The following is a 26,202-nucleotide window of genomic DNA, read 5'->3' on the forward strand; positions in this document are numbered from 1 at the left end:
GGCCGGCGCGTTCGCCTCGGCGGCGTGAGCGGGCGTACGCACGGCTCATTCGGCGATGCCGACGACCAGCCAGATGAAGCCCGCGCCCCCGATGGTGCAGAGAAGGGTGGAGCGGGCGGGATGGGAGTGGTGCGCCTCGGGAAGAATCTCCGCGGCGGCCAGATAGAGCAGCGCGCCGCCGAAGAAGCCGAGATAGCCGCCGAGCAGTTCCTCCGGAAGGGTGAACAGCAGCGTCGTCGCGGCGCCCACGACCGGCGCAAGAGCGGCCGCGAACAGCATCAGGAGCGCCTTGCGGCGGGCGTTCCCGTACAGACGGGTGAGGGTGTACGTGTTGAATCCGTCGGCGAAGTCATGACTGATCACCGCCAGCGCGACGGCCAGGCCCATGGATCCGCCGACCTGGAAGGCGGCGCCGAGCGCGATGCCGTCCATCAGGCTGTGGCCGACCATCGCGGCGGCCGCCGTCAGCCCCACCTCCGGCACGCGTTCGCCGCTCGCCCCGTGTGCCACCTGGCGTACGGCGAGCAGACCCTCGACCAGATGGGCCACCAGGAAGCCTCCGACGAACAGCAGCAGGGCGGCGGGCACGCCGAACACCGGGGTGCCCGCGGCCTCCATCGCCTCCGGCAGGAGGTCGAGTCCGACCACACCGAGCATCAGCCCGCCCGCGAAGCCGAGCACCAGGTGGCGGCGGTCGGTGACGCGTTGGGCGACCCAGCCGCCGGCCAGGGTCATCAGGAACGCGCCGAGCGCGACGAACACCGCCATGGGGCCTTGCTAGCCGATCACGCCCTCCCTCCGCATCTCAGGGTGTCCTTACCGGCGTGGCTCGCGGCGCCTCTCCTGCCGCCCGGGCCCGTGCTCCGTATACGGACCGGCCGCGCCCGCCGCCTCCGTACCCCTGACGTACCACCGACGCACCACCGCGACGTTTGACCTGAAAGGCAGGACTCCGCCGATGACCGGAGCATCCGTCGGCCCCGGACCGGAGTCCGGCGCCCGCAGTCTGGTGGTGGGGGTCGGCGCGCGCCGCGGCGCCTCCGGCGATGCGGTGTTCGCCCTGATCGAGGCGGTGTTGAGCGGGGCCGGGCTGGACGCGGCGGACGTGGTGGAGGTGGCCACGGTCGACGCGAAGGGGGACGAGCCGGGGATCGTGGCGGCGGCGGCCCGGCTCGGGGTGCCGGTGCGGACGCATCCGGCCGGGGCGCTGGCCGCGGTCCGTGTGCCGCACCCCTCGGGCGCGGTGGGCGCGGCGGTGGGGACCGGGTCGGTCGCGGAGGCTGCGGCGCTGATCGAGGCGGACGAGCTGGTGGTGCCGAAGACCCGTGCCACGGGCGCGAACACCGCGTCCGCGGGGGTGGCGACCTGCGCGGTGGCCCGGCGTCTTCCGTCCGCCACCGGGACTTTCGATGTTTCCGGGAGGAAAAGTTCCACCTCACCGGTGACGGGGGGCTCGCGCCCGTTCACCATGGCTGCCATGACTCCCCCCACACAGAACATCGAGAGCGCCGGGCCCGACCTGCGCCACCACGGCGACGCGGAGGTGCGCGGCGAGAATCTGACCGATCTCGCCGTGAACGTCCGTACCCACACTCCCCCGGAGTGGCTGCGCGAGCGGATAGCCGCGTCGCTCGCCTCGCTGGCCGCCTACCCGGACGGGTCCTCCGCCCGGGCCGCGGTCGCCGGCCGGCACGGGCTGCCGGTGGAGCGGGTGCTGCTGACGGCGGGCGCGGCCGAGGCGTTCGTCCTGATCGCCCGGGCCCTTCCGGCCCGGTGTCCGGTCGTGGTGCATCCGCAGTTCACCGAGCCGGAGGCGGCGCTCCGGGCGGCCGGGCACGGGGTGGGCCGGGTGCTGCTGCGGGCGGAGGACGGTTTCCGGCTCGATCCGGCGGCCGTGCCCGAGCAGGCGGACCTCGTGGTGATCGGCAATCCGACGAACCCGACGTCCGTGCTGCATCCGGCGGCCCTGCTGGAGCGGCTGGCGCGGCCGGGGCGGACGCTGGTGGTCGACGAGGCGTTCATGGACGTCGTGCCGGGCGAGCGCGAGGCGTTGTGCGGGCGGACGGACATCCCGGGGCTCGTGGTGCTGCGCAGTCTCACCAAGACCTGGGGACTCGCCGGGCTGCGGATCGGCTATGTCCTGGCCGAGCCGGAGACGGTGGCGCTGCTCGCGGAGGCGCAGCCGCTGTGGCCGGTGTCCACCCCGGCGCTCGCGGCGGCGGAGGCGTGCATGGAGCCGCGGGCGCTGGTGGAGGCGGCCGAGGCGGCGGACCGGATCACCGTGGACCGGGCCCATCTGCTCGCCGGGCTGGCCGAGTTCAGCGAGGTGGAGGCGGTGGAAGCGGCCCGGGGGCCGTTCGTCCTGGTGCGTCTGGAGCGGGCGGCGGAGGTGCGGGAGCGGCTGCGGCTGCTGGGCTTCGCGGCCCGGCGCGGGGATACGTTCCCGGGGCTCGGGCCGCAGTGGCTGCGGCTCGCGGTCCGCGACCGGGCCACGACCAATCGTTTCCTCCAGGCCCTGGACCAGGCCGTGCAGGCGCTGCCCGCGAGATCGGGGCGCTGAGGAGCCCTGCAGGCCCCGGGGGCGGCGTCCGTCGTGCGGACGCCGCCCCCTTTCGCGTATCAGCTCTGGCTGCTGCTGCGCCTGCGGGCCACCACCGTGGCGCCCGCGCCGACGGCCAGCAGCAGGGCCGCTCCGCCCGCGATGTACGGGGTGGTGGAGCTGCCGCCGGTCTCGGCGAGGTTGGCCTCGGTGGGGGCGGGACCGGTGTCGGAGCCGGTCTGCGTCTTCACGTCGCCGCTCTTGCCGCCGTCACCCGCGTCGCCGCCGGTGGAGCCGCCGTCCGTGGAGCCGCCGTCCGTGGTGCCCGGCTTCTCGGGGGTCTTCGGTCCCTTCGGGGTCTCGCAGGTGGCCTCGGCGAGGGTGACCTCGCCCTCCACCTCGGCGACGTTGAGCTTCAGCGGGTTGACCGACACCTTGAGCTGGAGCGCCGTCGCGGCCGCCGTGCGCTCGGTGGTGACGGTCTTCGACAGATGGAGGGAGACTTCACCGACGCCCGGCACCGACACCTGCGTCGGCCCGCCCGCGCTGAGCGTCACCTTCTTGCCGAGCACCGCGACATGGCCGAGCACGTTCGACTCGGCGACGGGCTTCCTGCCGGTCTCGCAGACGGCCTTGGAGGTGACCTTCTCGACCTCGATGAGCGAGAGCGCGGTGAGTCCGGGGACATGGATCCGCGCCTTCGCGAGGTTGGTGTACCCCTCGGCCTTGTGCTCGTCCACGGTGGCGTTCGCGGTGGCCACATCGGCGCGCAGAACGCTCACCGGCCGGCCCTGCACCCCGTCCACGTCCACGGTCAGCGCGGTCTTCTCGGCGCTGGCCGGCGCCTGCACCTCGTTGAGCGTGACCTTGAGGGGCACCTGGACGGACTTGTTGAGGAGCGAGACGTCGAGCCCGGTACGGAGCACGACCGCGCTCGCCCTGCCCTCGCCGGTGGTGGGCGTCGCCGGGGCTGCGTGCGCGGGGACGGCGGCAAGCAGGGCGACGGGGGCGGCGGCGACCGCCAGGGCGGCGAGACGGAAGGTGTTGCTGTTCAAGATGGTGGAACCCCCACAAGAGACATGGAGCCACCGGCACGGTCCAATGGGGGACATCGCCCGTGCCGGCGGCCTCGACTCCGTGAATCTTTACGCACTGAGGGTGAACTGGCGGATACCTGGCGTGAGTTCACCCCAAAGGGGGGTTTCCGCGCGCACATTCGAATCTTTCGGCACGCGCGTTCCCCGGTGTCACTCGTTTCACCCGGCTCCGGTCGTACGGCACCCGAACACACCGGACGACACCACGACGTACACAGAGGTGCTTCAACGAGCCGGGGCCGCCTCCGTCACTGCCCGTCAACACAGCGCCGCGCCGCCCCCGACACGGCACCGCGCCGCCGTCAGCCGATCACGCGCCCGTTCAGCACGATGTGCCGAGGAGCCGCCAGCACCCGCACGTCCGCGCGCGGATCCTCGTCGTACACGACCAGGTCGGCCGGGGCGCCCTCCTCCAGCACCGGCCGCCCCAGCCAGCGCCTGGCTCCCCACGCGGTGGCGGAGAGGGCCTCCAGCGGCGGGATGCCCGCCTTGACCAGCTCGGCGACCTCGCCCGCGACCAGGCCGTGCGCCAGCGAGCCGCCCGCGTCGGTGCCGACGTAGACCGGGATGCCCGCGTCGTACGCGGCGCGCACGGTGTCGTAGCGGCGTTCGTACAGCTGCCGCATATGGGCGGACCAGCGGGGGAACTTGGCCTCGCCGCCCGCCGCGAGGTCCGGGAAGGTGGCGATGTTGACCAGCGTCGGGACGATCGCGACCCCGCGTTCGGCGAAGAGCGGGATGGTCTCCTCGGTGAGGCCGGTGGCATGCTCGATGCAGTCGATGCCCGCCTCGACCAGGTCGGTGAGCGACTCCTCGGCGAAGCAGTGCGCGGTGACCCGGGCGCCGAGCCGGTGCGCCTCGGCGATGGCCGCCGCCAGCTCGCCGCGCGGCCAGCAGGCGGTCAGGTCCCCGGCGTCGCGGTCGATCCAGTCCCCCACCAGCTTGACCCAGCCGTCCCCGCGCCGGGCCTCCCGGGCCACGTACGCGACGAGGTCGCCGGGCTCGATCTCATGGGCGTAGTTACGGATGTAGCGGCGGGTCCTGGCGATGTGCCGGCCGGCCCTGATGATCTTCGGCAGATCCTCGCGGTCGTCGACCCACCGGGTGTCGGAGGGCGATCCGGCGTCCCGGATCAGCAGCGTTCCGGCCTCCCGGTCGGCGAGCGCCTGCTTCTCGGCGGTGGCCGCGTCGACCGGGCCGTGCGCGTCCAGGCCCACATGGCAGTGCGCGTCGACCAGACCGGGCAGCGCCCAGCCGGTGACGGTCACCGCGCGGTCCGCGCCGGGCGGCCGCTCGTAGGTGATCCGCCCGTCCACGGCCCACAGTTCGTCCCGCACCTCGTCCGGGCCGACGAGCACCCGGCCCTTCACCCGCAGCACCCGCTGTTCCTCCTGATCACTCATAGGCGGCACTGTACGAGGCCGCCGGAGGGCCGTCGGTAGGCTGCCGGTGTCTTTCCGACCGCCGCACGCACCCGAAGAGAGCCCCACCGTGACGCACCCCTTCCTCGACCTCCCGCCGCTCACCGCCGACCGCTTCGCGGCGATCGAACGGTCCGTGGCCCGGCTCCTCGCCACGGAGCAGGACGTCGTCATCACCCAGGGCGAGGCGCTGCTGCCGCTGGAGGGCTGCATCCGCAGCGGCGCGCGGCCCGGCTCGACCGCGCTGAACGTGGTCACCGGCCCCTACGGGCAGACCTTCGGCAACTGGCTGCGGGACTGCGGCGCGCAGGTCGTCGACCTCGCGGTGCCCTTCCACACGGCGGTGACGGCCGGCCAGGTCGCCGAGGCGCTCGCCGCGCACCCGGAGATCGACTTCGTCTCGCTGGTGCACGCGGAGGCGGCGACCGGCAACACCAATCCGGTCGCGGAGATCGGCGAGGTGGTCCGGGCGCACGGCGCGCTGTTCATGCTGGACGCGGTCGCCTCGGTGGGCGCCGAGCCGCTGCTGCCGGACGCCTGGGGCGTCGACCTGTGCGTGATCGGCGCGCAGAAGGCCATGGGCGGGCCGGCCGGGGTCTCCGCGGTGTCGGTGAGCGCGCGGGCCTGGGAGCGGATGGCCGCCAACCCGGCCGCCCCGCGCCGCTCCTACCTCTCCCTCCTGGACTGGAAGGAGCGCTGGATCGACGGGGGCCGCAAGGCGCTGCCGCACGCCCCGGCGCAGCTGGAGATGCTGGGCCTGGAGGCCTGTGTGGCGCGGATCGAGGACACGGGCCTGGACACGGTGATGGCCCGCCACGCCTCGGCGGCCGCGGCGACCCGGGCGGGTGCGGTGGCACTGGGCGGCGGTCTGGAGCCGTACGTCCACGCCGCGCGGGACGCCGCTCCGGTGGCCACGACGCTGCGCGCCCCGGCGGGGACCGACGCCGCCGCGCTGGTCGCGCACGCGCTGGCGGCCGATCCCTCGCTCCCGCTCGTCGCGGGCGGCGGGGCGCTGTCCAAGGAGATGATCCGGGTCAATCACTACGGGGCGGATGCGACGCGGGACGCGGTGCTGTCCTCGCTCGCGGCTCTGGGGTCGGCGCTGACCGATGCGGGCCTGCGGGTCGATATCGATGCTGCCCGGGCCGCCGTTTCGGAAACCTGGCCGGGCCGCTGATATTCATAATGCGGGGAGCTGCTTTATCGAAAGCAGCTCCCCGCATTCTTCTGCCCGCTTTCCCGGTACCTAAACGCGGAAGTTTTTCGGGCATCGAACTTCGTGATTCGGACACGTCTCAGGAGAGTTACAACCCTGTGACCGACTCCACATCGGCGGCGTTATGCCCGAAAAATTCGGGACAAAGAGCCTGAAAAACCACCCGGATCATGGCGGATCTCGCGCACGCCTGATAACACACGAAGGCGCTTCACCCAACCCTTCACGTCGATGCAATTTCGAAATTTGCTGGGTAAATTCAATTCCCATGACCGCCGCACCAGCAGATTTTGCCCGTGCCCGAAGCGAATTCCTCAGTATCGACACCCCACGAGTGGAGGACGGAGCCGCGATCTGGCGCATCGCCCGCGACTCCCAGGTCCTGGACCTGAACTCCTCGTACAGCTACCTGCTGTGGTGTCGTGACTTCGCCGCGACCTCCGTCGTCGCCCGTGGCGAGAACGGCGAGCCCATCGCCTTCGTGACGGGCTACATCCGGCCCGACCGCCCCCGGACCCTCGTCGTCTGGCAGGTGGCCGTGGACCAGGCCCACCGCGGCAAGGGGCTGGCCGCCACTCTGCTGGACGCGCTGACCGCCCGGGTCGCCGCCGACCAGGGCCTGTCGTCCGTGGAGACGACGATCACCCCGGACAACACCGCATCCGACCGGCTGTTCACGTCCTACGCCCAGCGCCACGACGTCGCGCTGGAGCAGGAGGTGCTCTTCGACGGCGCGCTGTTCCCCGAAGGGACGCATCTGCCCGAGGTGCTCTACCGGATAGGCCCGTTCGCCGCCTGACCGGCCTGTTCGCCGGCCGCACCCGCCCGGCCGCCACCCCGGCGTACCCGACCCGTACGCCCGGCCTCCCAGACTTTTCGCGCCGGCCGACCACCCGGCGCGGTCCCGGCCGCCTCCGTGCGGCGGGGAGCACTCGACCACCGCCCGTCACACCCCCTCACGCAGGAGATCCGCTGTGACCATCACCCCGCCCGCACTGAGCGTCTTCGAGACCCTTGAGTCCGAGGTCCGCAGCTACTGCCGCGGCTGGCCCGCCGTGTTCGACCGCGCCCAGGGCGCCCGGCTGACCGACGAGGACGGCCACACCTACCTGGACTTCTTCGCCGGGGCCGGTTCGCTGAACTACGGCCACAACAACCCGGTGCTGAAACGAGCGCTGATCGACTACATCGAGCGCGACGGCATCACCCACGGTCTCGACATGGCGACCACCGCCAAGCGCGCGTTCCTGGAGACGTTCCAGAACGTGATCCTGCGGCCGCGCGACCTGCCGTACAAGGTGATGTTCCCCGGCCCGACCGGCACCAACGCCGTCGAGTCGGCGCTGAAGCTGGCCCGTAAGGTCAAGGGCCGCGAGTCCGTCGTCTCGTTCACCAACGCCTTCCACGGCATGTCGCTGGGCTCGCTGGCCGTCACCGGCAACGCGTTCAAGCGGGCCGGTGCCGGGATCCCGCTGGTGCACGGCACCCCGATGCCGTTCGACAACTACTTCGACGGCACGGTCCCCGACTTCCTGTGGTTCGAGCGACTGCTGGAGGACCAGGGCTCCGGGCTGAACAAGCCCGCCGCCGTGATCGTGGAGACGGTCCAGGGCGAGGGCGGCATCAACGTGGCCCGCGCCGAGTGGCTGCGCGCGCTCAAGGAGCTGTGCGAGCGCCAGGACATGCTGCTGATCGTCGACGACATCCAGATGGGCTGCGGCCGTACCGGCGGCTTCTTCTCCTTCGAGGAGGCCGGCATCGTCCCGGACATCGTCACGCTGTCGAAGTCGATCAGCGGCTACGGACTGCCGATGTCGCTCTGCCTGTTCAAGCCGGAGCTGGACATCTGGGAGCCGGGCGAGCACAACGGCACCTTCCGCGGCAACAACCCGGCCTTCGTCACGGCCGCCGCCGCGCTGGACGCCTACTGGGCGGACGGCCAGATGGAGAAGCAGACCCTGGCCCGCGGCGAGCAGGTCGAGCAGACGCTGCTGGCCATCTGCGCCGAGGAGCCGACCGCGCAGTTCCGCGGCCGGGGCCTGGTGTGGGGCATGGAGTTCGAGGACCCGGCGCGCGCCTCGGCGGTCTGCGCCCGCGCCTTCGAGCTGGGGCTCCTGCTGGAGACCTCGGGCCCGCAGAGCGAGGTCGTCAAGCTGCTGCCGCCGCTGACCGTCACCCCCGAGGAACTGGACGAGGGCCTGCGCACGCTGGCCCGCTGCGTCCGCGAGACAGCCTGACCCGGAACGGCCGGGGCAGGCGCAGAAGAAGAGGTCCCGGGCCGCGAGGCCCGGGGCCCGTGCAGAGAAGAGAAAGGCAACCGCTCACCGTGATCGTCCGATCGTTCAGTGACATCGAGAACACCGACCGGCATGTGAAGGCCGCGTCCGGCACCTGGGAGAGCAAGCGCATCGTGCTCGCCAAGGAGAAGGTGGGCTTCTCGCTCCACGAGACCGTGCTGTACGCGGGCACGGAGACCTCCATGTGGTACGCGAACCACATCGAGGCGGTGCTGTGCACCGAGGGCGAGGCCGAGCTCACCAACGACGAGACCGGCGAGAAGCACTGGATCACGCCCGGCACGATGTATCTGCTGGACGGACATGAGCGGCACACCATGCGGCCCAAGACCGACTTCCGCTGCGTGTGCGTCTTCAATCCCCCCGTCACCGGACGGGAGGACCATGACGAGAACGGTGTCTACCCACTGCTGACCGAGGAGGGCTGAACCATGACCACCGAAGTACGCGCCGATCTGTACCCCTCGCGCGGCGCCGCCGAGATGACCACTCCCCGCCAGGACCCGGTCATCTGGTCCGCGCCGGGCGCACCGGGCCCGATCGTCGCCAAGGACCTCCAGAGCTACGAGCACGACGGCTTCCTCAGCATCGAGCAGCTGATCACGCCGGACGAGGTCGCCGTCTACCAGGCGGAGCTGGACCGGCTGATCTCCGACCCGGCGATCCGCGCCGACGAGCGCTCCATCGTCGAGAAGCAGACGCAGAACGTGCGGTCCGTCTTCGAGGTCCACCGGATCAGTGAGGTCTTCGCCGGGCTGGTCCGTGACGAGCGGGTGGTGGGCCGGGCCCGCCAGATCCTCGGCTCGGACGTGTACGTCCACCAGTCCCGGATCAATGTGAAGCCGGGCTTCGGGGCCTCGGGCTTCTACTGGCACTCGGACTTCGAGACCTGGCACGCGGAGGACGGTCTGCCGAACATGCGGACGGTGTCCGTGTCGATCGCGCTGACCGAGAACTTCGACACCAACGGCGGGCTGATGATCATGCCCGGTTCGCACAAGTCGTTCCTCGGCTGTGCGGGCGAGACGCCGAAGGACAACTACAAGAAGTCGCTCCAGATGCAGGACGCCGGCACCCCGTCCGACGAGGCGCTGACGAAGATGGCCGACCGCCACGGCATCAGGCTCTTCACGGGCAAGGCCGGTTCGGCGACCTGGTTCGACTGCAACGCCATGCACGGCTCGGGCGACAACATCACCCCGTACGCGCGCAGCAATGTCTTCATCGTCTTCAACAGCGTGGAGAACGCGGCCGAGGAGCCCTTCGCGGCTCCGATCCGCCGCCCCGAGTTCATCGGGGCGCGGGACTTCACTCCGGTGAAGTAGCCGTACGCACCAGGGAGTCGGGGCCGGGACGGTACGCCGTCCCGGCCCTGCGCGCGTAACTCGCTGGACCGGGGCCGGGTCAGCGGACAGGGTGTCCGCCATGAGTTCCCACGTACGCCACATCACGATCGACTGTTCCGACGCCTACGGACTCGGCGCCTTCTGGGCCCAGGTGCTCGACGCCCCGCTCTCCGACGAGGACTCCCCCGGTGATCCGGAGGCGCTGGTCGAGGCGCCCGGCACGGCGATCCTCTTCGTCCGGGTGGAGGATCCGAAACAGACCAAGAACCGGGTCCATCTGGACATCCAGCCGCAGGACCGCTCCCGGGACGAGGAGGTCGAGCGGCTGCTCGCGCTCGGGGCCACGCTGGTGGGCGACCACCGCCGACCGAACGGGCGGGGCTGGGTGACGCTCGCCGATCCCGAGGGCAACGAGTTCTGTGTGGAGTGCTCCGCCGCCGAGCGGGCGGCGCTGACCGGCACCCGGCTGCCGGTGACGGCCGACGATGTGACCTCGGCGGTGCGGCTCGCGGTGGACGCGCTGGCCGGTGCCCCGGCGGACCGCTGGGACACGCCCGCCGGAAGCCTCACGTGGACCTGCTGGGAGACGGTGGAGCACCTGAGCGACGATCTGTTCGCGTACGCGGCGCAGTTGGGCCCTCGTACGCCTCCGCTGGACCACGATGTGCCCTACCGGTGGGCGCCGGACCGGGAGGGCGGGCCGCACAACGCGGTCTTCGCCGACCGGACGGCGGGGACCGCCGGGCTGCTGGCCACGCTGGAGGCGAGCGGGGCGCTGCTGGCCTCGATGGCGCGGACGACGCCGCCCGGGGTGCGCTCGTACCACGGGTACGGGATCTCCGACCCGGAGGGCTTCGCCGCGATGGGCGTGGTGGAGACCCTGGTGCACACGTACGACCTCGCCGAGGGCCTGGGGCTGGAGTGGTCGCCGTCCCCGGCGCTCTGCGACCGGGTGCTGGCCCGGCTCTTCCCCGACGCCCCGGCGGGCGGCGACCGGTGGACCGTCCTGCTGTGGGCCACCGGCCGCGCCGAGCTGCCGGGCCACCCGCGCCGCACCTCGTGGCGGTGGGACGGGCGGCCCCCGGCGGATCAGACGGCGTCGAGCGCCGGGTAGTCGGTGTAGCCCTGGGCGTCGCCGCCGAAGAAGGTCGACGGGTCGGGGGTGTTGAACGGGCCGCCCGCCTTCAGCCGGGCGGGCAGGTCCGGGTTGGCGAGGAAGAGCGCCCCGTAGGAGATCAGGTCGGCGATGCCGTCGTCGATCACCGTGTGGTCGCCGGGTCCGGTGGGGCCGTCGGAGTGCACGTTGATGACGACGGTCCCGGAGAAGGCCTTGCGCAGGGCGAGGGTCAGCTCGCGGATCGGGACGGCCTCCAGGATGTGCAGATAGGCGAGGCCGAGCGGCTCGATCTCCCGGACCAGCGCGGTGTACGTGGCCTCCGGCGCGGGCTCGTCGATGTCGTTGTACGGGTTGCCGGGCGAGATGCGCAGTGCGGTGCGCTCCGGGCCGATCTCGGCGGCGACGGCCTTGACGACCTCGACGGCGAAGCGGGTGCGGGCCTCGTCGGAGCCGCCCCAGGCGTCGGTGCGCAGGTTGGTGTTGGGGGCGAGGAACTGGTGGATGAGGTAGCCGTTGGCGCCGTGCAGCTCGACCCCGTCGAATCCGGCCTCCACGGCGTTGCGGGCGGCAGTGACGAAGTCGGCGACGGTCGCGCGGACCTCGGCGTCGGTCAGCTCGTGCGGCTCGACGAAGTCCTTCGGGCCGACGTGGGTGTAGACCTGCCCCTCGGCCCTGACCGGGGAGGCGCTGACGGGGACGAGGCCGTCGGGGAGCAGGACCGGGTGGCCGATGCGGCCCGCGTGCATGATCTGGGCGAAGATCCTGCCGCCCTTCGCGTGCACCGCGTCGGTGACCGTACGCCACGAGGCGACCTGCTCGGCGCTGTGCAGCCCGGGCGTGGAGGGGTAGCCCTGGCCCACGGCGGACGGCTGGATGCCCTCGGTGATCACCAGGCCGGCCGAGGCGCGCTGGGCGTAGTAGGTGGCGGTGAGCTCGGTGGCGGTGCCGCCCTCACCGGCCCGGCTGCGGGTCATCGGGGCCAGGGCGATGCGGTTGGCCAGCGGGGTGCCGGACAGGTCGATCGGGTCGAAAGCGGTGGTCATGAAGGCTCCCAAGAAAGTATGTGGTCGGCCAAGCATCGGCGCCGACGGCCACCATAGCCCATTCATTGGCCGACCAAGGTAAAGTCGTGGGAAACCGTCGGGCGTTCAGTCCGGCATCCGGTCGGGCATCATCGGAAGCCGCCACCGAAAGCCCCCGCCAGAGCCCGTCCGGCCCGAGGACCCCAGGAGCCCGCCATGACCACCGGCCACGCCGCCCCCGCGGAAGAGTCCTGTACCGACGCGCTGCCCACGACGGCGATCGGCGGGCCGGTGAGCCACGCCGTCTCCCGGGTGGCCCGGCTGCACCGGATCGCGGCGGGCAAAGCGCTCAAGGGGGTGGAGCTCTACCCGGGGCAGGAATTGCTGATGATGCACCTGTGGGACCGGGGGGCGGTCCGTCAGACGGAGCTGATCAGGTCACTGGAGCTGGACCCGTCCACGGTCACGAAGATGCTCCAGCGACTGGAGCAGACCGGGCATGTGCGCCGCCGCCCCGACCCGGCCGACCGGCGGGCCGTACTGGTCGAGGCGACGGACGAGAGCTGCGCGCTGCACACCGCGGTCGAGGCCGCCTGGGGCAGCCTGGAGGAGCACACGCTCGCGGGCCTGGACCCGGCCGAGCGCGCGGAGCTGGCGCGGCTGCTGGCGAAGGTCGAGGAGAACCTCTGCCGGGAGACCGCGGACTGCCCCGACCGGCGCTGAGCCGTACGGCCCCCGGACGCACGCGGAGCGGTCAGGCCAGGAACTCCAGCACCCGGTCCACATCGGCCTCGGTGTTGTAGAGGTGGCAGGAGATCCGCAGATTCCCGGCCGGGGCCGAGACGGCGATCCCGGCCTTCATCAGATCGTCCCGACGGCCCTGCAGCCCCGGTACGGAGACGATCGCCGACTCCCCGGGCACCACCTCGCGCCCGAGCCCGGTCAGCCCGGCGCGCAGCCGCGCCGCGAGCCCGGTGGCGTGCGCGTGCAGGGCGTCGGGGCCGACCTCCGCGAGCAGGGCGAGGGAGTGCTCCGCCCCGTGGTACGAGAGGAAGGCAGGCGGCTCGTCGAAGCCGCGGGCGGTCGGGGCGAGGCGCTCCAGCGGGCCGTAGTTGCTCGCCCAGGGCGCACCGGCGGAGACCCAGCCGGCGAAGAGCGGCGGCAGGGTGTCCTGCGCCTCCTCGGTGACCGTCAGGAACGACGTACCGCGCGGGCAGAGCAGGAACTTGAAGCCACCGGTGACGGTGTAGTCGTACGCCCCGGCGTCCAGCGGGAACCAGCCCGCCGCCTGGGTGGCGTCCAGCAGGGTCCGGGCCCCGTGCGCCGCGGCGGCCGCGCGGACGGCGGCGAGGTCGGCGACCCGGCCGTCGGCCGACTGCACCGCGGAGAAGGCGACCAGGTCGGTCGAGGGCCGTACGGCCCCGGCGAGGTCCGCGAGCGGCGCGTACCGTACGCGCAGATCGCCGCGGAGCGCGAACGGGCTGACCACGGAGGCGAACTCGCCCTCGGGACAGAGGACTTCGGCACCGGCCGGCAGCGAAGCGGCGATCAGGCCGACGTGCACGGTGACGGAACCGCCGGTGGCGACCCGGTCGGGGTGGACCCCGGCGAGCCGGGCGAACCCGACCCGGGCGGCCTCGACCGCGTCGAAGCTGCCCGCCCCCTCCCGCCGGCCGACGGCGTTCTCGTCGGCCAGGGCCTTGACGGCGGCGATCGTCCGGCGGGGCAGCAGACCCCAGCTGGAGGTGTTGAGGTAGGTGACCTCGGGCGCGAATTCGACGGCTGCGGCTTGGATGGGCGCGAGGATCGTCATACGTCCACCCTGAAGCCCCCTCAACCCAAAGTCAATTACTGAGAGTTAAGGGGTGCACCCAAGGATCGCTTATGTATCACTGGTGAACCGCGTCCGCCGGAGCTCAGCTCCCCGGGACCTCGCAGGCCCCGTCCGCGTCGCAGCCCGCCGCGTCCCCGCCGACGGTGGTCAGCGCGGTGGCGGGGCGGTCCTTCCAGGCCTGCTCCAGCGCCTGGACGAAGACCTCCGACGGCTGGCCGCCGGAGATCCCGTACCGCCGGTCGAGAACGAAGAACGGCACGGCGTTGGCGCCCAGTTCGGCCGCCTCACGCTCATCGGTCCGCACGTCGTCCGCGTACGCCTCGGGGTCGGCGAGCACCGCACGGGCCTCGTCGCCGTCGAGCCCGGCCTCCACGGCGAGGGCGAGCAGCACCTCGTCGTCGAAGACGGACCGCTCCTCGGCGAAGTTCGCCCGGTAGGCGAGGGTCAGCAGCTCGTCCTGCCGGCCCCGGGCCTTGGCCAGGTGCAGCAGCCGGTGGATGTCGAAGGTGGAGCCGTGGTCACGGCCCTCGGTGCGGTACCCGAGCCCCTCGGACTGCGCGTTGGCCGCGACGTTGGCCTCCATCGAGGCGGCCTCCTCGCGGGTCCGCCCGTACTTGGCGGCCAGCATGTCGACGACCTGCTCGGTCTCCCCCTTGGCCCGCCCCGGGTCGAGCTCGAAGGACCGGTGCACCACCTCGACCTCGTCCCGGTGGGCGAACTCCGCGAGGCCCTTCTCGAAGCGGGCCTTGCCGATGTAGCACCACGGACAGGCGATGTCGCTCCAGATCTCGACGCGCATGACTCTTCTTCTCTCCAGGGGTCGCGGACGGGCGTGCGGAGGGGACCTCCGCAGGTCAGGTCACCGATGCGAACACCTGATCCGGCCTGGTGATTCCCGTGCGGGGTGGCGCGTCACGCCCGGCGTCCGTCCACCCGGCGGGGCAGGTTCAGCGGGTTGTCCTCGCGCAGTTCCGGTGGGAGGAGCGTCTCGGGGGTGGACTGGTAGGTGACCGGGCGCAGCCAGCGTTCGATCGCCGTCGCGCCGACCGAGGTGGAGGTGGACGTGGTGGCGGGGTAGGGGCCGCCGTGGTGCTGGGCGGGGGCCACGGCGACGCCGGTCGGCCAGGCGTTGACCAGGATGCGGCCGGCCAGCGGGGTGAGGGCGGGCAGCAGGCGGGCCGCGTCGGGGTCGGGGCTTTCGGTGGCGGTGTGGAGGGTGGCGGTGAGGTTTCCGGGCAGCCGGGCCAGGACGGCGGCGATCTCGTCGACGGAGGTGTACCGGGCGATCACGGTGACCGGGCCGAAGCACTCCTCCAGCAGCGCGTCGTGCGGGCCCTCGGCGGTCAGCCGGGCGGCCGGCACGGTGAGGAATCCGGCGGAGACGGTGTGCTCGCCGCCCGCGCCGGGGGTGACGGGCGCGCCGACGTCGGGCAGCGCGGCCCGCTCCTGTACGCCCGTCACGAAGGCGTCCCGCATGCGGTGGTCCAGCAGGACGCCGGAGCCGGTGGAGCTGACGGCCTCGGTGAGGGTCTTCAGGAGCTGGTCGCCCGCCGCGCCCTCGGGGACCAGGACGAAGCCGGGCTTGGTGCAGAACTGGCCGACGCCGAGCGTCATCGAGCCGCCGAGTCCCGTACCGATCTCCCCGGCGCGCTCGGCGGCGGCCGTCCCGGTGACCACCACCGGGTTGAGCGAGCCGAGTTCGCCGTGGAAGGGGATGGGGGCGGGGCGCGCAGCCGCGGCGTCGAACAGGGCGCGTCCGCCACGTACCGAGCCGGTGAAGCCCGCCGCGCTCACCAGCGGATGGCGGATCAGCTCGACGCCCGCCTCGAAGCCGTGGACCAGGGTCAGCACGTCCTCGGGCAGCCCGGTGCGGGCGGCGGCGCGGCGGAGCACCGAGGCGCAGAGTTCGGAGGTGGCCGGGTGGTCGGGGTGCGCCTTGACGACGACCGGGCAGCCGGCCGCGAGCGCGCTCGCGGTGTCGCCGCCGGGCACGGAGAAGGCGAGCGGGAAGTTGCTGGCCGCGTAGACGGCGACGACTCCGAGCGGGATCTTGTAGCGGCGCAGGTCGGGCCAGGGCGGGGTGCGGGAGCCGTCCTCGTGGTCGATGTGGACGTCGAGGTAGGCGCCTTCGTCGACGACCTCGGCGAAGGCCCGCAACTGCGCGGCGGTCCGGGCCAGTTCACCGGTGAGCCGGGCCGGCCCGAGGGCGGTCTCGGCGTCGGCGGCCTCGATGATGTGCTCGCCGGACTCCTCCAGCAGCTCCGCCGCCGTCCGCAGGAACGCGGCACGCGCCGCACGGTCGGCGAGTGCGTCGCGGGCGGCGTGGCCCGCCCGGACCACCCGGTCGACCTCCTCGGCCGTGGCCTCCACGGCAACCTGCTCACGCGGGTTCCCGGTTCGGGGGTCGACACTCCAGACTGGTGCTGCGCTCACCGTGATTCCCTCCCGTCCTGCGGCCATCGTCCGACCGTCTTCGCCGCGGATCAGCAAGTGTTCGGTATTCTGAACAGAGTTCCTGATCGTGAATGTGCTGGGACTCTATTTCCGTACGTTCCGTGTTGGCAATCGTGGTGGCGAGCTTTTCGGACGGCGTTCGGCCGGGAAGCGGAGAAGCTGGAGAAGGGGGCGTGGGCGATGTCGGTCGCCGAGTCCGGTGGGGCACAGGTCAAGTCCGCGGTACGGACCGTGGAGCTCCTCGAATACTTCGCGGGGCGGCCCGGCATGCACTCGCTGGCCGCCGTCCAGGAGGCGGTCGGCTATCCCAAGTCCAGCCTCTACATGCTGTTGCGCACCCTGGTGGAGCTGGGCTGGGTGGAGACGGACGCGACGGGCACCCGGTACGGGATCGGCGTCCGCGCCCTGCTCGTCGGTACGTCGTACATCGACGGCGACGAGGTCGTGGCCGCCGCCCGGCCCACCCTGGACCGGCTGTCCGACGACACCACGGAGACCATCCACCTGGCCCGTCTCGACGGGACGAACGTGGTCTATCTCGCCACCCGGCAGTCCCAGCACTATCTGCGCCCCTTCACCCGGGTCGGCCGCCGGCTGCCCGCGCACTCCACCTCGCTCGGCAAGGCGCTGCTGGCCACCCACAGCGACGAGCAGGTCCGCAAGATGCTGCCCGAGTCGCTGCCCGCGCTGACCGAGCACACCATCACGGACCGCGAGAAGCTCATCGAGGAGCTGCGGCTGGTCCGCGAGCAGGGCTACGCGGTGGACCGCGAGGAGAACACGCTCGGCCTGCGCTGCTTCGGGGTGGCGATCCCCTACCGGACGCCCGCGCGCGACGCGATCAGCTGCTCGGTGCCGGTCGCCCGGCTCACCCCGGCGCACGAACAGATGGTGAAGGACGCCCTGTTCGACGCCCGGGACCGGCTGACCCTCGCGACCCGCAGGCTCTGACCGCCGGGGGACGCCCGGCTCCGGGGCCTCCCCCGTGCGGCGGAGACGGATCGTCGGCGGGCAGGACGTGCGGGCGGTGGCCGGCGCGGAATCCTGGGCGCATGACAGCGAACCGGCCTCCCGAGGCGTCCCCGCACCCCACCGAACCGCCCGCGGCGGCCCCGTACCGAGTCGGCCGGGCGCGGACCGTGCTCCGGGCGGTCGCCATGGTGTCCTGTCTGCCGTACATCGGGCTCAAGGCGGCCTGGATCGCGGGCGGTCGGGTCGGTGTCCCGGACGGCAGCCCGCTGCTCGACGGCGGAACCGCGCTGCGCGTCGCCAACGGGGTCACGGTGCTGATGGATGCCGCCGTCATCGTCCTCGCCCTGCTGCTCACCCGGCCCTGGGGCAGGCGGGTGCCCGCCTGGCTGCTGGTGGCGCCGATGTGGGTGGCGAGCGGTCTGCTGCTGCCGATCATGACGGGCTTCCCGATCCAGCTGCTCGTCAGGCTCCTCGGCGGCGGCGACGGGCGGCCGGTCGGCGAGGGGGCCTCCGAACCGTTCCTCGACCCATGGGTCTTCGGCGTCGTCTACGGCGGTTTCATCGTCCAGGGCCTCGCCCTCGGCGCCCTCTTCGCGCTGTACGCCAAGGAGCGCTGGGGCCGTCTGTGGCAGGGGCGGCTCCGTGATCTGCCGGAGAGCCCGACCGCGCCCGCCCTGCGCGCGACCGCCGTCGCCGCGGCTCTGGCGGCCCTGCTGCCCGGCATCGCCCACCTGATGTGGGCCGGCGGTTCGACCGCCGGGCTCAACGCGGGCCGGGCGGCGGACCGCACCAGTGACTTCTACGTCCTGGAGGCCGTCAACCTGCTCTTCGTCGTGGTCACCGTCGTCGGAGTGCTGCTGCTCGCCTTCCGGCGCACCGGCCGGCTCCCGCTGCGTCTGCCGCTCGCCCTGGTCTGGGCCGGCTCGGCGGAAACAGCCTGCTGGGGCGGCTGGTTGAGCGTGGCCGCACTGATGGGGGCGGGCGAGGCGGCGGACCAGCCGACGGCGGCGATGACGGTGACCTACGCTGGCCAGATGCTGGCCGGAGCGCTCGTCGCGACGCTGGGCGCGTACTTCTTCGCGGAGCGCGCGGCGGCGGCCTCCGCGCTGCCCGCGACCGCCGCGACTACCGGGGCCCCGGTACTCGCCCCTGCCGCTCCTCCTGCCTCAGCTGTCTCTGCCCCGTCATCCGGCAGCCGGGTGTCATGAAGCCGCTCGCCGCGCTGTTCGGACGGCGGGCGCGGCTGCGCTGGCTGCATCTGATCATCGGCGGCGCGCTGCTGATGCCGTACTTCCTGGTCGGCACGGTCCTGGTGGGCATGGTCAACGGCGGGGAACCGGTCTTCTCCTCGCTGTCCGGGCAGTTCGTCGCGTTCGGCCTCGCCCTGCCGATGGCGGCGGTCACCGGCTTCTTCGCCCTCGTGCGGCCGCTGTGCGTGGCCGCCGCCCGCGCCCTGTGCGGGGTGCCGCCCGTGCTGCTGGCCGACGGGCCCGCCCGGACCCGGCAGGCCCGGGTGCGTACCGCCGGGTGGTACACCCTGCATCTGGCGCTCGGCGGGATCGTCAGCGGGGCGACGCTCACGCTGCCGCCGTTCGCGGTCGCGGTGGCCGCCCTGCCGTTCTTCTCCGGGCTGCGCGGCACCTGGCTGCTCGACGGGCCCCGCGTGCTGCGGGAGCCGTGGGCCCTGGCCCTCGCGCCGTTCGCCGGGATCGCGATGCTGGTGGCGCTGGCACTGGTCGCCGCCGTGGCCGGGCAGGCGCTGGCCCGGCGGGCTCCGGTGCTGCTGGGGCCGACGCCCGAGGACCGGCTGGCGGCCGCCGAGCGCCGCGCGGCGGATCTGGCGGTGCGCAACCGGCTCGCTCGGGAGCTGCACGACTCGGTGGGCCATGCGCTGAGCGCCGTGACCCTTCAGGCGGGGGCGGCGCGCCGGGTGCTGGACCGTGATCCGGAGTTCGTCCGGGAGGCGCTGACCGCCATCGAGGAGACGACGCGGCGGACGGTCGGCGAGCTGGACTCGGTGCTGGGGCTGCTGCGGCAGGACGGGGAGCCGGACGGCGCGGCGGACACGGCGTACGGACCGGGGCTGGACGCGCTCGACGGGCTGCTGGCGTACTCCGGGGTGCCGGTGGCGTACGAGCGGGAGGGCGATCCGGGCGATCCGGGCGTGGTGGACCCGGTGGTCTCGCGGGAGGCGTACCGGATCGTCCAGGAGGGGCTGAGCAACGCCCTGCGGCACGGCGGCGGCGACGCGCCCCCGGTGCGGCTGCTGATCGCGGTACGGGAGAGGGAACGGGAGCTGGAGATCGTGCTGGAGAATCCGCTGGGCGAACGGCCCGCCGTGGTACGTCCCGGAGGCGGTCGCGGGCTGCGCGGCATCGCGGAGCGGGCCGTCCTGCTGGGCGGCCGGACCGCGGCGGGGGCGAGCGCGGACGACGGCGTCTGGCGGCTGACCGCCCGGCTGCCGCTGGCGGTGATGGCGCGGGGCCCGGTGCCGGACACCGCCGGGCGGACCGAGGAGCGGCGATGAGCGGGACTCCGGTGCGGGTGGTGCTCGCGGACGACGAGCGGATGGTGCGTACGGCGCTGCGCGTGATCCTGGACGCCGAGGAGGGCATCGAGGTCGTCGGCGAGGCCGCCACCGGCGCGGAGGCCGTCTCCGTGGTGCGGGAGCTGCGGCCCGACGTGGTGCTGATGGACGTGCGGATGCCGGAGATCGACGGCATCCGGGCCACCGAGCAGATCCTCGCCACGCTGGAGGACCCGCCGAGGATCGTCGTCGTGACGACCTTCGAGAACGACGCGTACGTGTACGAGGCCCTGCACGCCGGGGCGGCCGGATTCCTGCTGAAGCGGGCGGCGGCCGAGGAGCTGGTGCAGGCGGTGCGCCTGGTGGCGTGCGGCGACTCGCTCCTCTATCCGGCGGCGGTGCGCACGCTGGCCGCCGCGCACACCGCGCGGCGGACGGCCGGGGCCCCGGCGTGGGTGGCGCGGCTGACCGGGCGGGAGGCGGACGTGCTGCGGCTGATGGCGGCGGGGCTGACCAACGCGGAGATCGCGGGCCGGCTCGCGGTGGGCCCGGCGACGGCGAAGACCCATGTGGCGGCGGTCCTCGCGAAGACGGACGCCCGGGACCGTACCCAGGCGGTCATCGCGGCGTACGAGTCCGGTTTCATCACCCCGGGCTGAGCGTCACGGGCCGGTGGGCCGGGTGAGAAATCGGTGAGAAGCGGCACGATCGGGAACGGGCGGAACGCCGCCGCTCGTCCCTCCAGCGGGATGAACAAGACAATCAGGCGCGCTTCGGTCTTCTGTCTGCTCATGGTGCTCGCCCTGCTGGTGCGGGCGACGTGGGTGCAGGGCTACGAGGCCAAGGCGCTCGCAGACGACGAGCACAACCGGCGGAACACCATCGCGCGGTACGCGCAGCCGCTGGGGGACATCATCGTGGCCGGTTCGCCGGTCACCGGATCGAAGGGGACCAGTGGCGGCGACCTCCGGTACAAGAGGACCTACACGCAGGGCGAGCTGTACGCGGCCGTCACGGGCTACAGCTCGCAGGCGTACGGGGCGACCCAGCTGGAGGGCATCCACGGTGATGTCCTGGACGGCACGGACGACCGGCTGAAGAACCCGGAGGACCTGATCACCGGCGGGCAGGCGAAGCCGGGCAACGTCCTCACCACCATCGACCCGGGCGTCCAGAAGGCGGCCTACGAGGCGCTCGGCGACGACAAGGGCGCGGCGGTGGCCATCGACCCGAAGACCGGCCGGATCCTCGGCATGGTCTCGACGCCCTCGTACGACCCGTCGAAGATCAGCGGGACGACGGACGGGGATGCCTGGCAGAAGCTGCTGGACGATCCGGACAAGCCGCTGGTCAACCGGGCGCTGCGGCAGCCGCTGGCGCCGGGCTCCACGTTCAAGCTGGTGGTCGCGGCGGCGGCGCTGGAGAACGGGCTCTACGGCTCGGTCGACGAGCGCACCGACAGCCCCGACCCGTACACCCTGCCCGGCACCAGCACGGTCCTGCGCAACGAGAACGCGTCCGCCCCCTGCGAGAACGCGACCCTGCGCACCGCGCTCCGGTACTCCTGCAACAACGTCTTCGCGAAGGCCGCCGCCGACCTCGGCCAGGACAAGGTCAAGGAGATGGCGGACGCCTTCGGGTTCGACACCGAGAAGCTGGACGTCCCGGTGCGGGCGGCGAAGAGCGTGTATCCGACCGGGATGGACGAGGCGCAGACGGCGCTGACCGGGATCGGCCAGTTCGAGGTCACCGCGACCCCGCTCCAGATGGCGATGGTCTCCGCCGCGCTGGCCAACGGCGGTGAGCTGGCCGCGCCGCACATGGTGTCGCAGGTGACCGACGGGGACGGCACGGTGCTGGAGGAGACCGAGGACGGCGAGACGAAGCGCGTGGTGGAGGAGGGGACCGCGGAGCAGCTCCGCAGCGCGATGGTGACCGTGGTCGAGGAGGGCACCGGCACCAACGCCAGGATCGCCGGGGCCGAGGTCGGCGGGAAGACGGGCACCGCGCAGAACGGCGTGGACAACAGCAACACCCCGTACGCCTGGTTCACTTCGTACGCGAAGGACGACAGCAGCGGCAAGGAGGTCGCGGTCGCGGTGATCGTCGAGGACTCCGGGTCGGCGCGCTCCGAGGTCAGCGGCAACGGACTGGCCGCGCCGGTCGCGCAGAAGATGATGAAGGCGGCGCTGGAACGGTGAGCGGGCACCCCGGAAAGCCCTGACTTAGGTTACCCTTGCCTTACTTGGCGCCCCGGACGGTCCCGGGGCGCCAATGTGCCAATGTGCCGACGTACGGACGTGTGGGAGGTACGGGGATGGCTCCGGCGGAGCACGGTACGGGGCGCGAAGCCGACGCCCCCGCCCACAGCCAGGGCGAGGCGGGCCGGGCCCGTACCCGCGACGGGCGCGAGCTGTACTACCAGTGGCTGCCGGGCCCCGCCGGAGCGGACGGCCGGCCCACCGTGGTCTTCGAGGGCGGGCTCGCCGCGGGCCGCTCCTCCTGGGCGGGCGCCCAGGCCGGACTGGCCGAGGTCGCGCCGACGGTGGTGTACGACCGCAGCGGGCTCGGCCGCAGTCCGGCGGCCCCGGCCGGGGTCTCGCGCCGGCTGGACGCGCTCGCCGACGATCTCGGCGATCTGCTGGACCACCTCGAACGCGTCGGCCCCGGCGGTCCGTTCCTCCTCGTCGGGCACAGCTGGGGCGGGCCGCTGGTGCGGCTGGCGGCCGCAGCGCAGCCCGCCCGGGTGGCGGGCCTGGTGCTCGTCGACCCCACCGACGAGTCGTGCGACCTGCTGTTCCGGCCGTCGATGCGGCGGACCGAGCGGATCGGGCAGCTGGTGACGGTCGCGCTGGCCCGGCTCGGACTGCTGGGCCGCGCCTACCGCTCGCTCACCGCCGCGCTGCCGCCCGACGCCGCCGCCGACATGCGGGCCGAGGGCTACACCGTCGCCATGACCCGCACCCGGGGCCGGGAGCTGGAGGACACGGCGGGCGATCTGCGGGCCCTGCTGGAGAACCCGCCGGGGCTGGCGGGGCTGCCGGTGACCGTGGTGTCGGCGGGCCGGGTGTCGCCGGGCATGCCGCAGTCCGTACGGGACCGGGCGACGGCCTCGCACGCGTACCGGGCCCGGCAGTCGCCGCACGGACGGCATGTGGTGCTGCCGGAGGCGGACCACATGGTGCTGACCACCTCGACGGCGGAACTCGCGGAGGAGATCCGGCGGTCGGCGGTCGGCGCCGGCGGCTGACGCGCGCCGCGCACAGTCGGCCGACCGGACTGCCGCTGCCATGGACGCCGCACCCGCGGGGCCGGCCGGCCGCTACCGCGCCCCGCCCGCGAACGGGATCTCCGCGCCGCCGCCCGCGCGCACCGGCCCCGCCGGGTGTGTCCAGAGTCCCGCCTCGGCCAGCCGGGGCAGCACGCCCTCGCCGAACCAGTACGCCTCCTCCAGGTGCGGGTAGCCGGAGAGCACGAACTCGTCGATGCCCAGGGCGTGGTACTCCCGGATGCGCTCGGCCACCTCGGTGTGGCTGCCGACCAGCGCGGTGCCCGCGCCGCCCCGGACGAGCCCGATGCCGGCCCACAGGTTGGGGTGGATCTCCAGACCGTCCCGGCCGCCGCCGTGCAGCTCCAGCATCCGCCGCTGCCCCTCGGACTCACTGCGGGCCAGGCCCTCCTGGACCGTCCGCACGGTGTCCGGGTCGAAGCCCGCGAGCAGCCGGTCCGCCTCGGCCCAGGCCGCACCGGAGGTGTCCCGGGTGATCACGTGGAGCCGGATGCCGAACCGTACGGTACGGCCCTGTTCGGCGGCGAGCCCCCTGATCCAGGCGATCTTCTCCGCGACCTGGGCGGGCGGTTCGCCCCAGGTGAGGTAGACGTCCGCGTGACGGGCCGCGACCTGTCCGGCGGCCGGGGAGGAGCCGCCGAAGTAGACCTCCGGGACGGGGTCGGGGAGCCGGGTGAGCCGGGCCTGCTCGACGCGCAGGTGCTCGCCCGCCAGGTCGACGGTCTTGCCGTCCCACAACTGCCGGACGATCTCCAGGAATTCGCCGGTGCGGGCGTAGCGGGCGTCCTTGTCGAGGAAGTCGCCGTACGCGCGCTGCTCATGGCTCTCGCCGCCGGTGACGACGTTCAGCAGCAGCCGTCCGCCGGTCTGCCGCTGGTAGGTGGAGGCCATCTGGGCGGCGAGCGTGGGCGAGACGAAGCCGGGGCGGAAGGCGACGAGGAACTTCAGGCGTTCGGTGTGCTGGCTGACCATCGCGGTGGTCAGCCAGGCGTCCTCGCACCAGGCCCCGGTGGGGGTGAGTGCTCCCGTGAAGCCCAGATCCTCGGCGGCGCGGGCGATCTGGGCGAGGTAGCGGACCGTCGGCGGGCGGTCGCCGCCGGCCGCTGTGACCGGGGTGCCGTGGCCGCCGCCGACGACATGGCGGCTGTCGCCGTTGGTGGGCAGGAACCAGTGGAAGGTCAGGGACATCGTTTCTCCGAAGCGGTTTCCGTACGGGACAGGGCGGTCACAGCAGGCCGTGGCGGGGCGGGCGGGTGCCGTTCAGGACGTACCGTCCGAGGTGCTGGATCTTCCAGCGCGCCGGGTCGTGCAGCGTGTGGGTGCGGGCGTCGCGCCAGTGCCGGTGGAGGTTGAGGCCGTCGAGGGCGGCGCGCGTCCCGGACACCTCGAACAGCGCGTCGGCGATCTCCAGGGCCGCGCTCCCGGCGTACGCCTTCGCCGCCGCGACCGCGATCGACGCCTCGGCCGCGCTGTCGTCGTCCAGGTGGGCCCGGGCGGTGTCCACGGCCCGGGCGGCGGTGGCCAGCAGCGCGTCGGCGGCCCGGCGGCGCAGGTCCAGTTCGCCGAAGCGCTGGATGAGGAGCGGGTCCTCGGCGGCGGTCTCGTACCCGCTCTCGAACCAGGGCCGGCTCCGCGTCCTGACGAACTCCACCGCCTCGGCCAGCGCCCCGGCCGCGATCCCGGCGTCGATGGCCGCGTGCAGCAACTGGGCCAGAGCGCCGTGCAGTTGGGGGCCGGTGAAGGTGAGGTGGTGCGGGACGACGTGGGCCGCGGGGACCACGACGTCCGCCAGTTCGACCGTGCCGCTCGCGGTGGTCCGCTGGCCCATGCCGTCCCAGTCGTCGGTGACGGTGAGGCCGGGGGCGTCGGCGGGGACGTACGCGACATGGAGCAGGTCGTCCTCGGCGCGGGCGAGGACCGGGATCCAGTCGGCGAAGAGGGCTCCGGTGGAGTAGTTCTTCACGCCGGTGAGGAGGTACGAGCCGTCTTTGGCGGCCGTCAGCCGGGTGCGGATGTCCTGGAGGTGCTTGGTCCCGGCCTCGGACTGGGCGTTGCCGAAGCGCCGGCCGGCCAGCACCTCGCCGAAGAAGAAGGCCCGCTGCTCCGGACTGCCCTGCTGCCGCACCACGTTGACGTACGCGAAGTGGCTCTGCGGGATCTGCGCCAGGCTGGCGTCGGCGGAGGCGAGCAGCCGGAAGACCTCGGCGAGGGTGGCGGCGGACACGTCGGCCCCGCCGTGTTCGGCCGGGACGGTGACGGCGAGGAGGCCGGTGGCGGTGAGCCGGTCGAGTTCGGCGCGCGGCAGCTCGCGGCGGGCGTCCCGTCCGGAGGCGCCGGGGCGGAACTCCTCGGCGAGTTCGGCGGCGGTGCGCAGCGCCTCGGCGTCGTCGCGGATCACCCGCGCGGTGATGGCTGGTCGTCGTCGGGTCGGCGCGGTCACGGGCCTGCCTCCAGGGTGGGTACGGGTCGGGGTCAGCGGGTGGCGGGGACGGGGGCGGAAGCTGTGGGCACGGTCCGGTCCAGGGCGGCGGCGAACTGGGCGACCACCTGGTCGAGCGGGGCGGCGGAGGCCGGGTCCAGGACCACTCCCCCGTCGTCGCCGGCCGTGATGTGCCGGTCCAGGACGAACCAGCCCTGGACGATGTGGGCCGCGCCCATCGAGGAGAGCACCGGGCGCAGCGCGTAATCGAGGGCGAGGACATGGGCGGTGGTGCCGCCGGTCGCCAGCGGGAGGACGGTCTTGCCGGTGAGCGCGTACTGCGGCAGCAGGTCCAGGAGCGTCTTCAGCAGCCCGGAGTAGGCGGCCTTGTAGACGGGGGTGCCGATGACGATGCCGTCGGCGCGGGCGAACAGTTCGGTGGCGCGGACGATCTCGGGGTGCGCGAAGTCCGCGCCGAGCAGGGCCTCGGCGGGCAGGGTGCGGACGTCGAGCGGTATCACCTCGTGGCCCTGGGCGGCCAGGTCTGCGTCGAGGTGGCGGAGCAGGCGGGCGGTGCGGGAGGTGGCGGAGGGGCTGCCGGAGACGGACAGGACGGTGGCCATGGAGCCTCGTTTCTGGGGAGGGCGCCGGG

24 protein-coding genes are annotated in these 26,202 nt (G+C 73.1%); 14 read left to right on the forward strand and 10 right to left on the reverse strand.

Annotation, left to right across the window (positions count from 1 at the left end; genetic code table 11):
• Positions 1-45: 45 nt before the first annotated feature.
• The gene (locus KV381_RS07075; RefSeq protein ID WP_030088663.1) at positions 46-768 is read right to left on the reverse strand and encodes a ZIP family metal transporter; all 723 of its coding nucleotides are present in this window, start codon (positions 766-768) and stop codon (positions 46-48) included.
• Between the two features lie 190 nt (positions 769-958).
• Here KV381_RS07075 and cobC point away from each other — a divergent pair, with 190 nt between their 5' ends.
• The gene (cobC, locus tag KV381_RS07080) at positions 959-2,560 is read left to right on the forward strand and encodes an Rv2231c family pyridoxal phosphate-dependent protein CobC (protein ID WP_218784917.1); all 1,602 of its coding nucleotides are present in this window, start codon (positions 959-961) and stop codon (positions 2,558-2,560) included.
• A gap of 59 nt (positions 2,561-2,619) precedes the next feature.
• Here cobC and KV381_RS07085 read toward each other — a convergent pair whose 3' ends face one another.
• Together KV381_RS07085 and KV381_RS07090 are read right to left on the reverse strand one after the other, a co-directional pair.
• Entirely contained in the window at positions 2,620-3,594 is a 975-nt protein-coding gene (locus KV381_RS07085; RefSeq protein WP_218784918.1) for an SCO1860 family LAETG-anchored protein, read from the reverse strand.
• A gap of 344 nt (positions 3,595-3,938) precedes the next feature.
• A complete protein-coding gene (locus tag KV381_RS07090) occupies positions 3,939-5,039 on the reverse strand; it encodes an amidohydrolase family protein (protein ID WP_030627401.1) in 1,101 nt (366 codons plus the stop codon).
• Positions 5,040-5,127: 88 nt separating this feature from the next.
• On the opposite strand from KV381_RS07090, the gene KV381_RS07095 reads away from it, so the two are divergent.
• From KV381_RS07095 to KV381_RS07120, 6 genes are all read left to right on the forward strand, one after another.
• The gene (locus tag KV381_RS07095; protein WP_030627406.1) at positions 5,128-6,234 is read left to right on the forward strand and encodes an alanine--glyoxylate aminotransferase family protein; all 1,107 of its coding nucleotides are present in this window, start codon (positions 5,128-5,130) and stop codon (positions 6,232-6,234) included.
• 307 nt (positions 6,235-6,541) lie between these two features.
• Positions 6,542-7,072 carry a diaminobutyrate acetyltransferase gene (ectA, locus tag KV381_RS07100; RefSeq protein WP_078611306.1) on the forward strand — a complete coding sequence of 177 codons (531 nt, stop codon included), beginning with the start codon at positions 6,542-6,544 and terminating at the stop codon, positions 7,070-7,072.
• 175 nt (positions 7,073-7,247) lie between these two features.
• The gene (ectB, locus tag KV381_RS07105) at positions 7,248-8,510 is read left to right on the forward strand and encodes a diaminobutyrate--2-oxoglutarate transaminase (protein WP_030088675.1); all 1,263 of its coding nucleotides are present in this window, start codon (positions 7,248-7,250) and stop codon (positions 8,508-8,510) included.
• 89 nt (positions 8,511-8,599) lie between these two features.
• On the forward strand, positions 8,600-8,998 hold the full coding sequence (locus tag KV381_RS07110; protein ID WP_006123624.1) for an ectoine synthase: 399 nt from the start codon (positions 8,600-8,602) through the stop codon (positions 8,996-8,998).
• A 3-nt stretch (positions 8,999-9,001) separates the two neighbouring features.
• Complete coding sequence (gene thpD / locus KV381_RS07115; protein ID WP_030088678.1) at positions 9,002-9,895, forward strand: ectoine hydroxylase; 894 nt, start codon at positions 9,002-9,004, stop codon at positions 9,893-9,895.
• Positions 9,896-9,995: 100 nt separating this feature from the next.
• Positions 9,996-11,030 (forward strand): VOC family protein, encoded by a 1,035-nt coding sequence (locus KV381_RS07120; RefSeq protein WP_218784919.1) that lies wholly within the window; start codon positions 9,996-9,998, stop codon positions 11,028-11,030.
• On the opposite strand, the gene KV381_RS07125 is transcribed toward KV381_RS07120, so the two are convergent.
• On the reverse strand, positions 11,006-12,076 hold the full coding sequence (locus KV381_RS07125) for an alkene reductase (RefSeq protein ID WP_030088682.1): 1,071 nt from the start codon (positions 12,074-12,076) through the stop codon (positions 11,006-11,008). The two genes, KV381_RS07120 and KV381_RS07125, sit on opposite strands and share 25 nt — an antisense overlap.
• A gap of 195 nt (positions 12,077-12,271) precedes the next feature.
• On the opposite strand from KV381_RS07125, the gene KV381_RS07130 reads away from it, so the two are divergent.
• Positions 12,272-12,778: a MarR family winged helix-turn-helix transcriptional regulator gene (locus tag KV381_RS07130; RefSeq protein ID WP_218784920.1), complete on the forward strand. Its 507-nt coding sequence runs from the start codon at positions 12,272-12,274 to the stop codon at positions 12,776-12,778.
• A 31-nt stretch (positions 12,779-12,809) separates the two neighbouring features.
• On the opposite strand, the gene KV381_RS07135 is transcribed toward KV381_RS07130, so the two are convergent.
• From KV381_RS07135 to KV381_RS07145, 3 genes are all read right to left on the reverse strand, one after another.
• Positions 12,810-13,868: an aminotransferase class V-fold PLP-dependent enzyme gene (locus KV381_RS07135; RefSeq protein WP_218784921.1), complete on the reverse strand. Its 1,059-nt coding sequence runs from the start codon at positions 13,866-13,868 to the stop codon at positions 12,810-12,812.
• A 103-nt stretch (positions 13,869-13,971) separates the two neighbouring features.
• The gene (locus tag KV381_RS07140; protein ID WP_103536853.1) at positions 13,972-14,688 is read right to left on the reverse strand and encodes a DsbA family oxidoreductase; all 717 of its coding nucleotides are present in this window, start codon (positions 14,686-14,688) and stop codon (positions 13,972-13,974) included.
• A 113-nt stretch (positions 14,689-14,801) separates the two neighbouring features.
• On the reverse strand, positions 14,802-16,322 hold the full coding sequence (locus KV381_RS07145; protein ID WP_078611307.1) for an aldehyde dehydrogenase (NADP(+)): 1,521 nt from the start codon (positions 16,320-16,322) through the stop codon (positions 14,802-14,804).
• A 201-nt stretch (positions 16,323-16,523) separates the two neighbouring features.
• On the opposite strand from KV381_RS07145, the gene KV381_RS07150 reads away from it, so the two are divergent.
• The 6 genes from KV381_RS07150 (at position 16,524) to KV381_RS07175 (ending at position 23,092) form a co-directional block, all read left to right on the forward strand.
• On the forward strand, positions 16,524-17,294 hold the full coding sequence (locus KV381_RS07150; RefSeq protein WP_030088694.1) for an IclR family transcriptional regulator: 771 nt from the start codon (positions 16,524-16,526) through the stop codon (positions 17,292-17,294).
• 101 nt (positions 17,295-17,395) lie between these two features.
• Positions 17,396-18,523, forward strand: coding sequence for a hypothetical protein (locus KV381_RS07155; protein ID WP_256995022.1), 1,128 nt, complete (start codon positions 17,396-17,398; stop codon positions 18,521-18,523).
• Positions 18,520-19,842 (forward strand): sensor histidine kinase, encoded by a 1,323-nt coding sequence (locus KV381_RS07160; protein WP_218784922.1) that lies wholly within the window; start codon positions 18,520-18,522, stop codon positions 19,840-19,842. The genes KV381_RS07155 and KV381_RS07160 overlap by 4 nt, the downstream gene beginning before the upstream one ends.
• Positions 19,839-20,501: a response regulator transcription factor gene (locus tag KV381_RS07165; RefSeq protein ID WP_218784923.1), complete on the forward strand. Its 663-nt coding sequence runs from the start codon at positions 19,839-19,841 to the stop codon at positions 20,499-20,501. The genes KV381_RS07160 and KV381_RS07165 overlap by 4 nt, the downstream gene beginning before the upstream one ends.
• Positions 20,502-20,591: 90 nt before the next feature.
• Complete coding sequence (locus KV381_RS07170) at positions 20,592-22,043, forward strand: penicillin-binding protein 2 (RefSeq protein WP_218784924.1); 1,452 nt, start codon at positions 20,592-20,594, stop codon at positions 22,041-22,043.
• A 116-nt stretch (positions 22,044-22,159) separates the two neighbouring features.
• Positions 22,160-23,092, forward strand: coding sequence for an alpha/beta fold hydrolase (locus KV381_RS07175; protein WP_218784925.1), 933 nt, complete (start codon positions 22,160-22,162; stop codon positions 23,090-23,092).
• Positions 23,093-23,164: 72 nt separating this feature from the next.
• Here KV381_RS07175 and KV381_RS07180 read toward each other — a convergent pair whose 3' ends face one another.
• The 3 genes from KV381_RS07180 to ssuE form a co-directional block, all read right to left on the reverse strand.
• A complete protein-coding gene (locus KV381_RS07180; RefSeq protein WP_193462374.1) occupies positions 23,165-24,319 on the reverse strand; it encodes an LLM class flavin-dependent oxidoreductase in 1,155 nt (384 codons plus the stop codon).
• A gap of 37 nt (positions 24,320-24,356) precedes the next feature.
• On the reverse strand, positions 24,357-25,529 hold the full coding sequence (locus KV381_RS07185) for an SfnB family sulfur acquisition oxidoreductase (protein ID WP_218787180.1): 1,173 nt from the start codon (positions 25,527-25,529) through the stop codon (positions 24,357-24,359).
• A gap of 74 nt (positions 25,530-25,603) precedes the next feature.
• Positions 25,604-26,173, reverse strand: a complete 570-nt coding sequence (gene ssuE, locus KV381_RS07190) for an NADPH-dependent FMN reductase (protein WP_030088709.1) — start codon at positions 26,171-26,173, stop codon at positions 25,604-25,606.
• Positions 26,174-26,202 lie beyond the last annotated feature (29 nt).

The organism is Streptomyces sp. WY228, from assembly GCF_019287315.1.
Taxonomy (GTDB): domain Bacteria; phylum Actinomycetota; class Actinomycetes; order Streptomycetales; family Streptomycetaceae; genus Streptomyces; species Streptomyces caviscabies.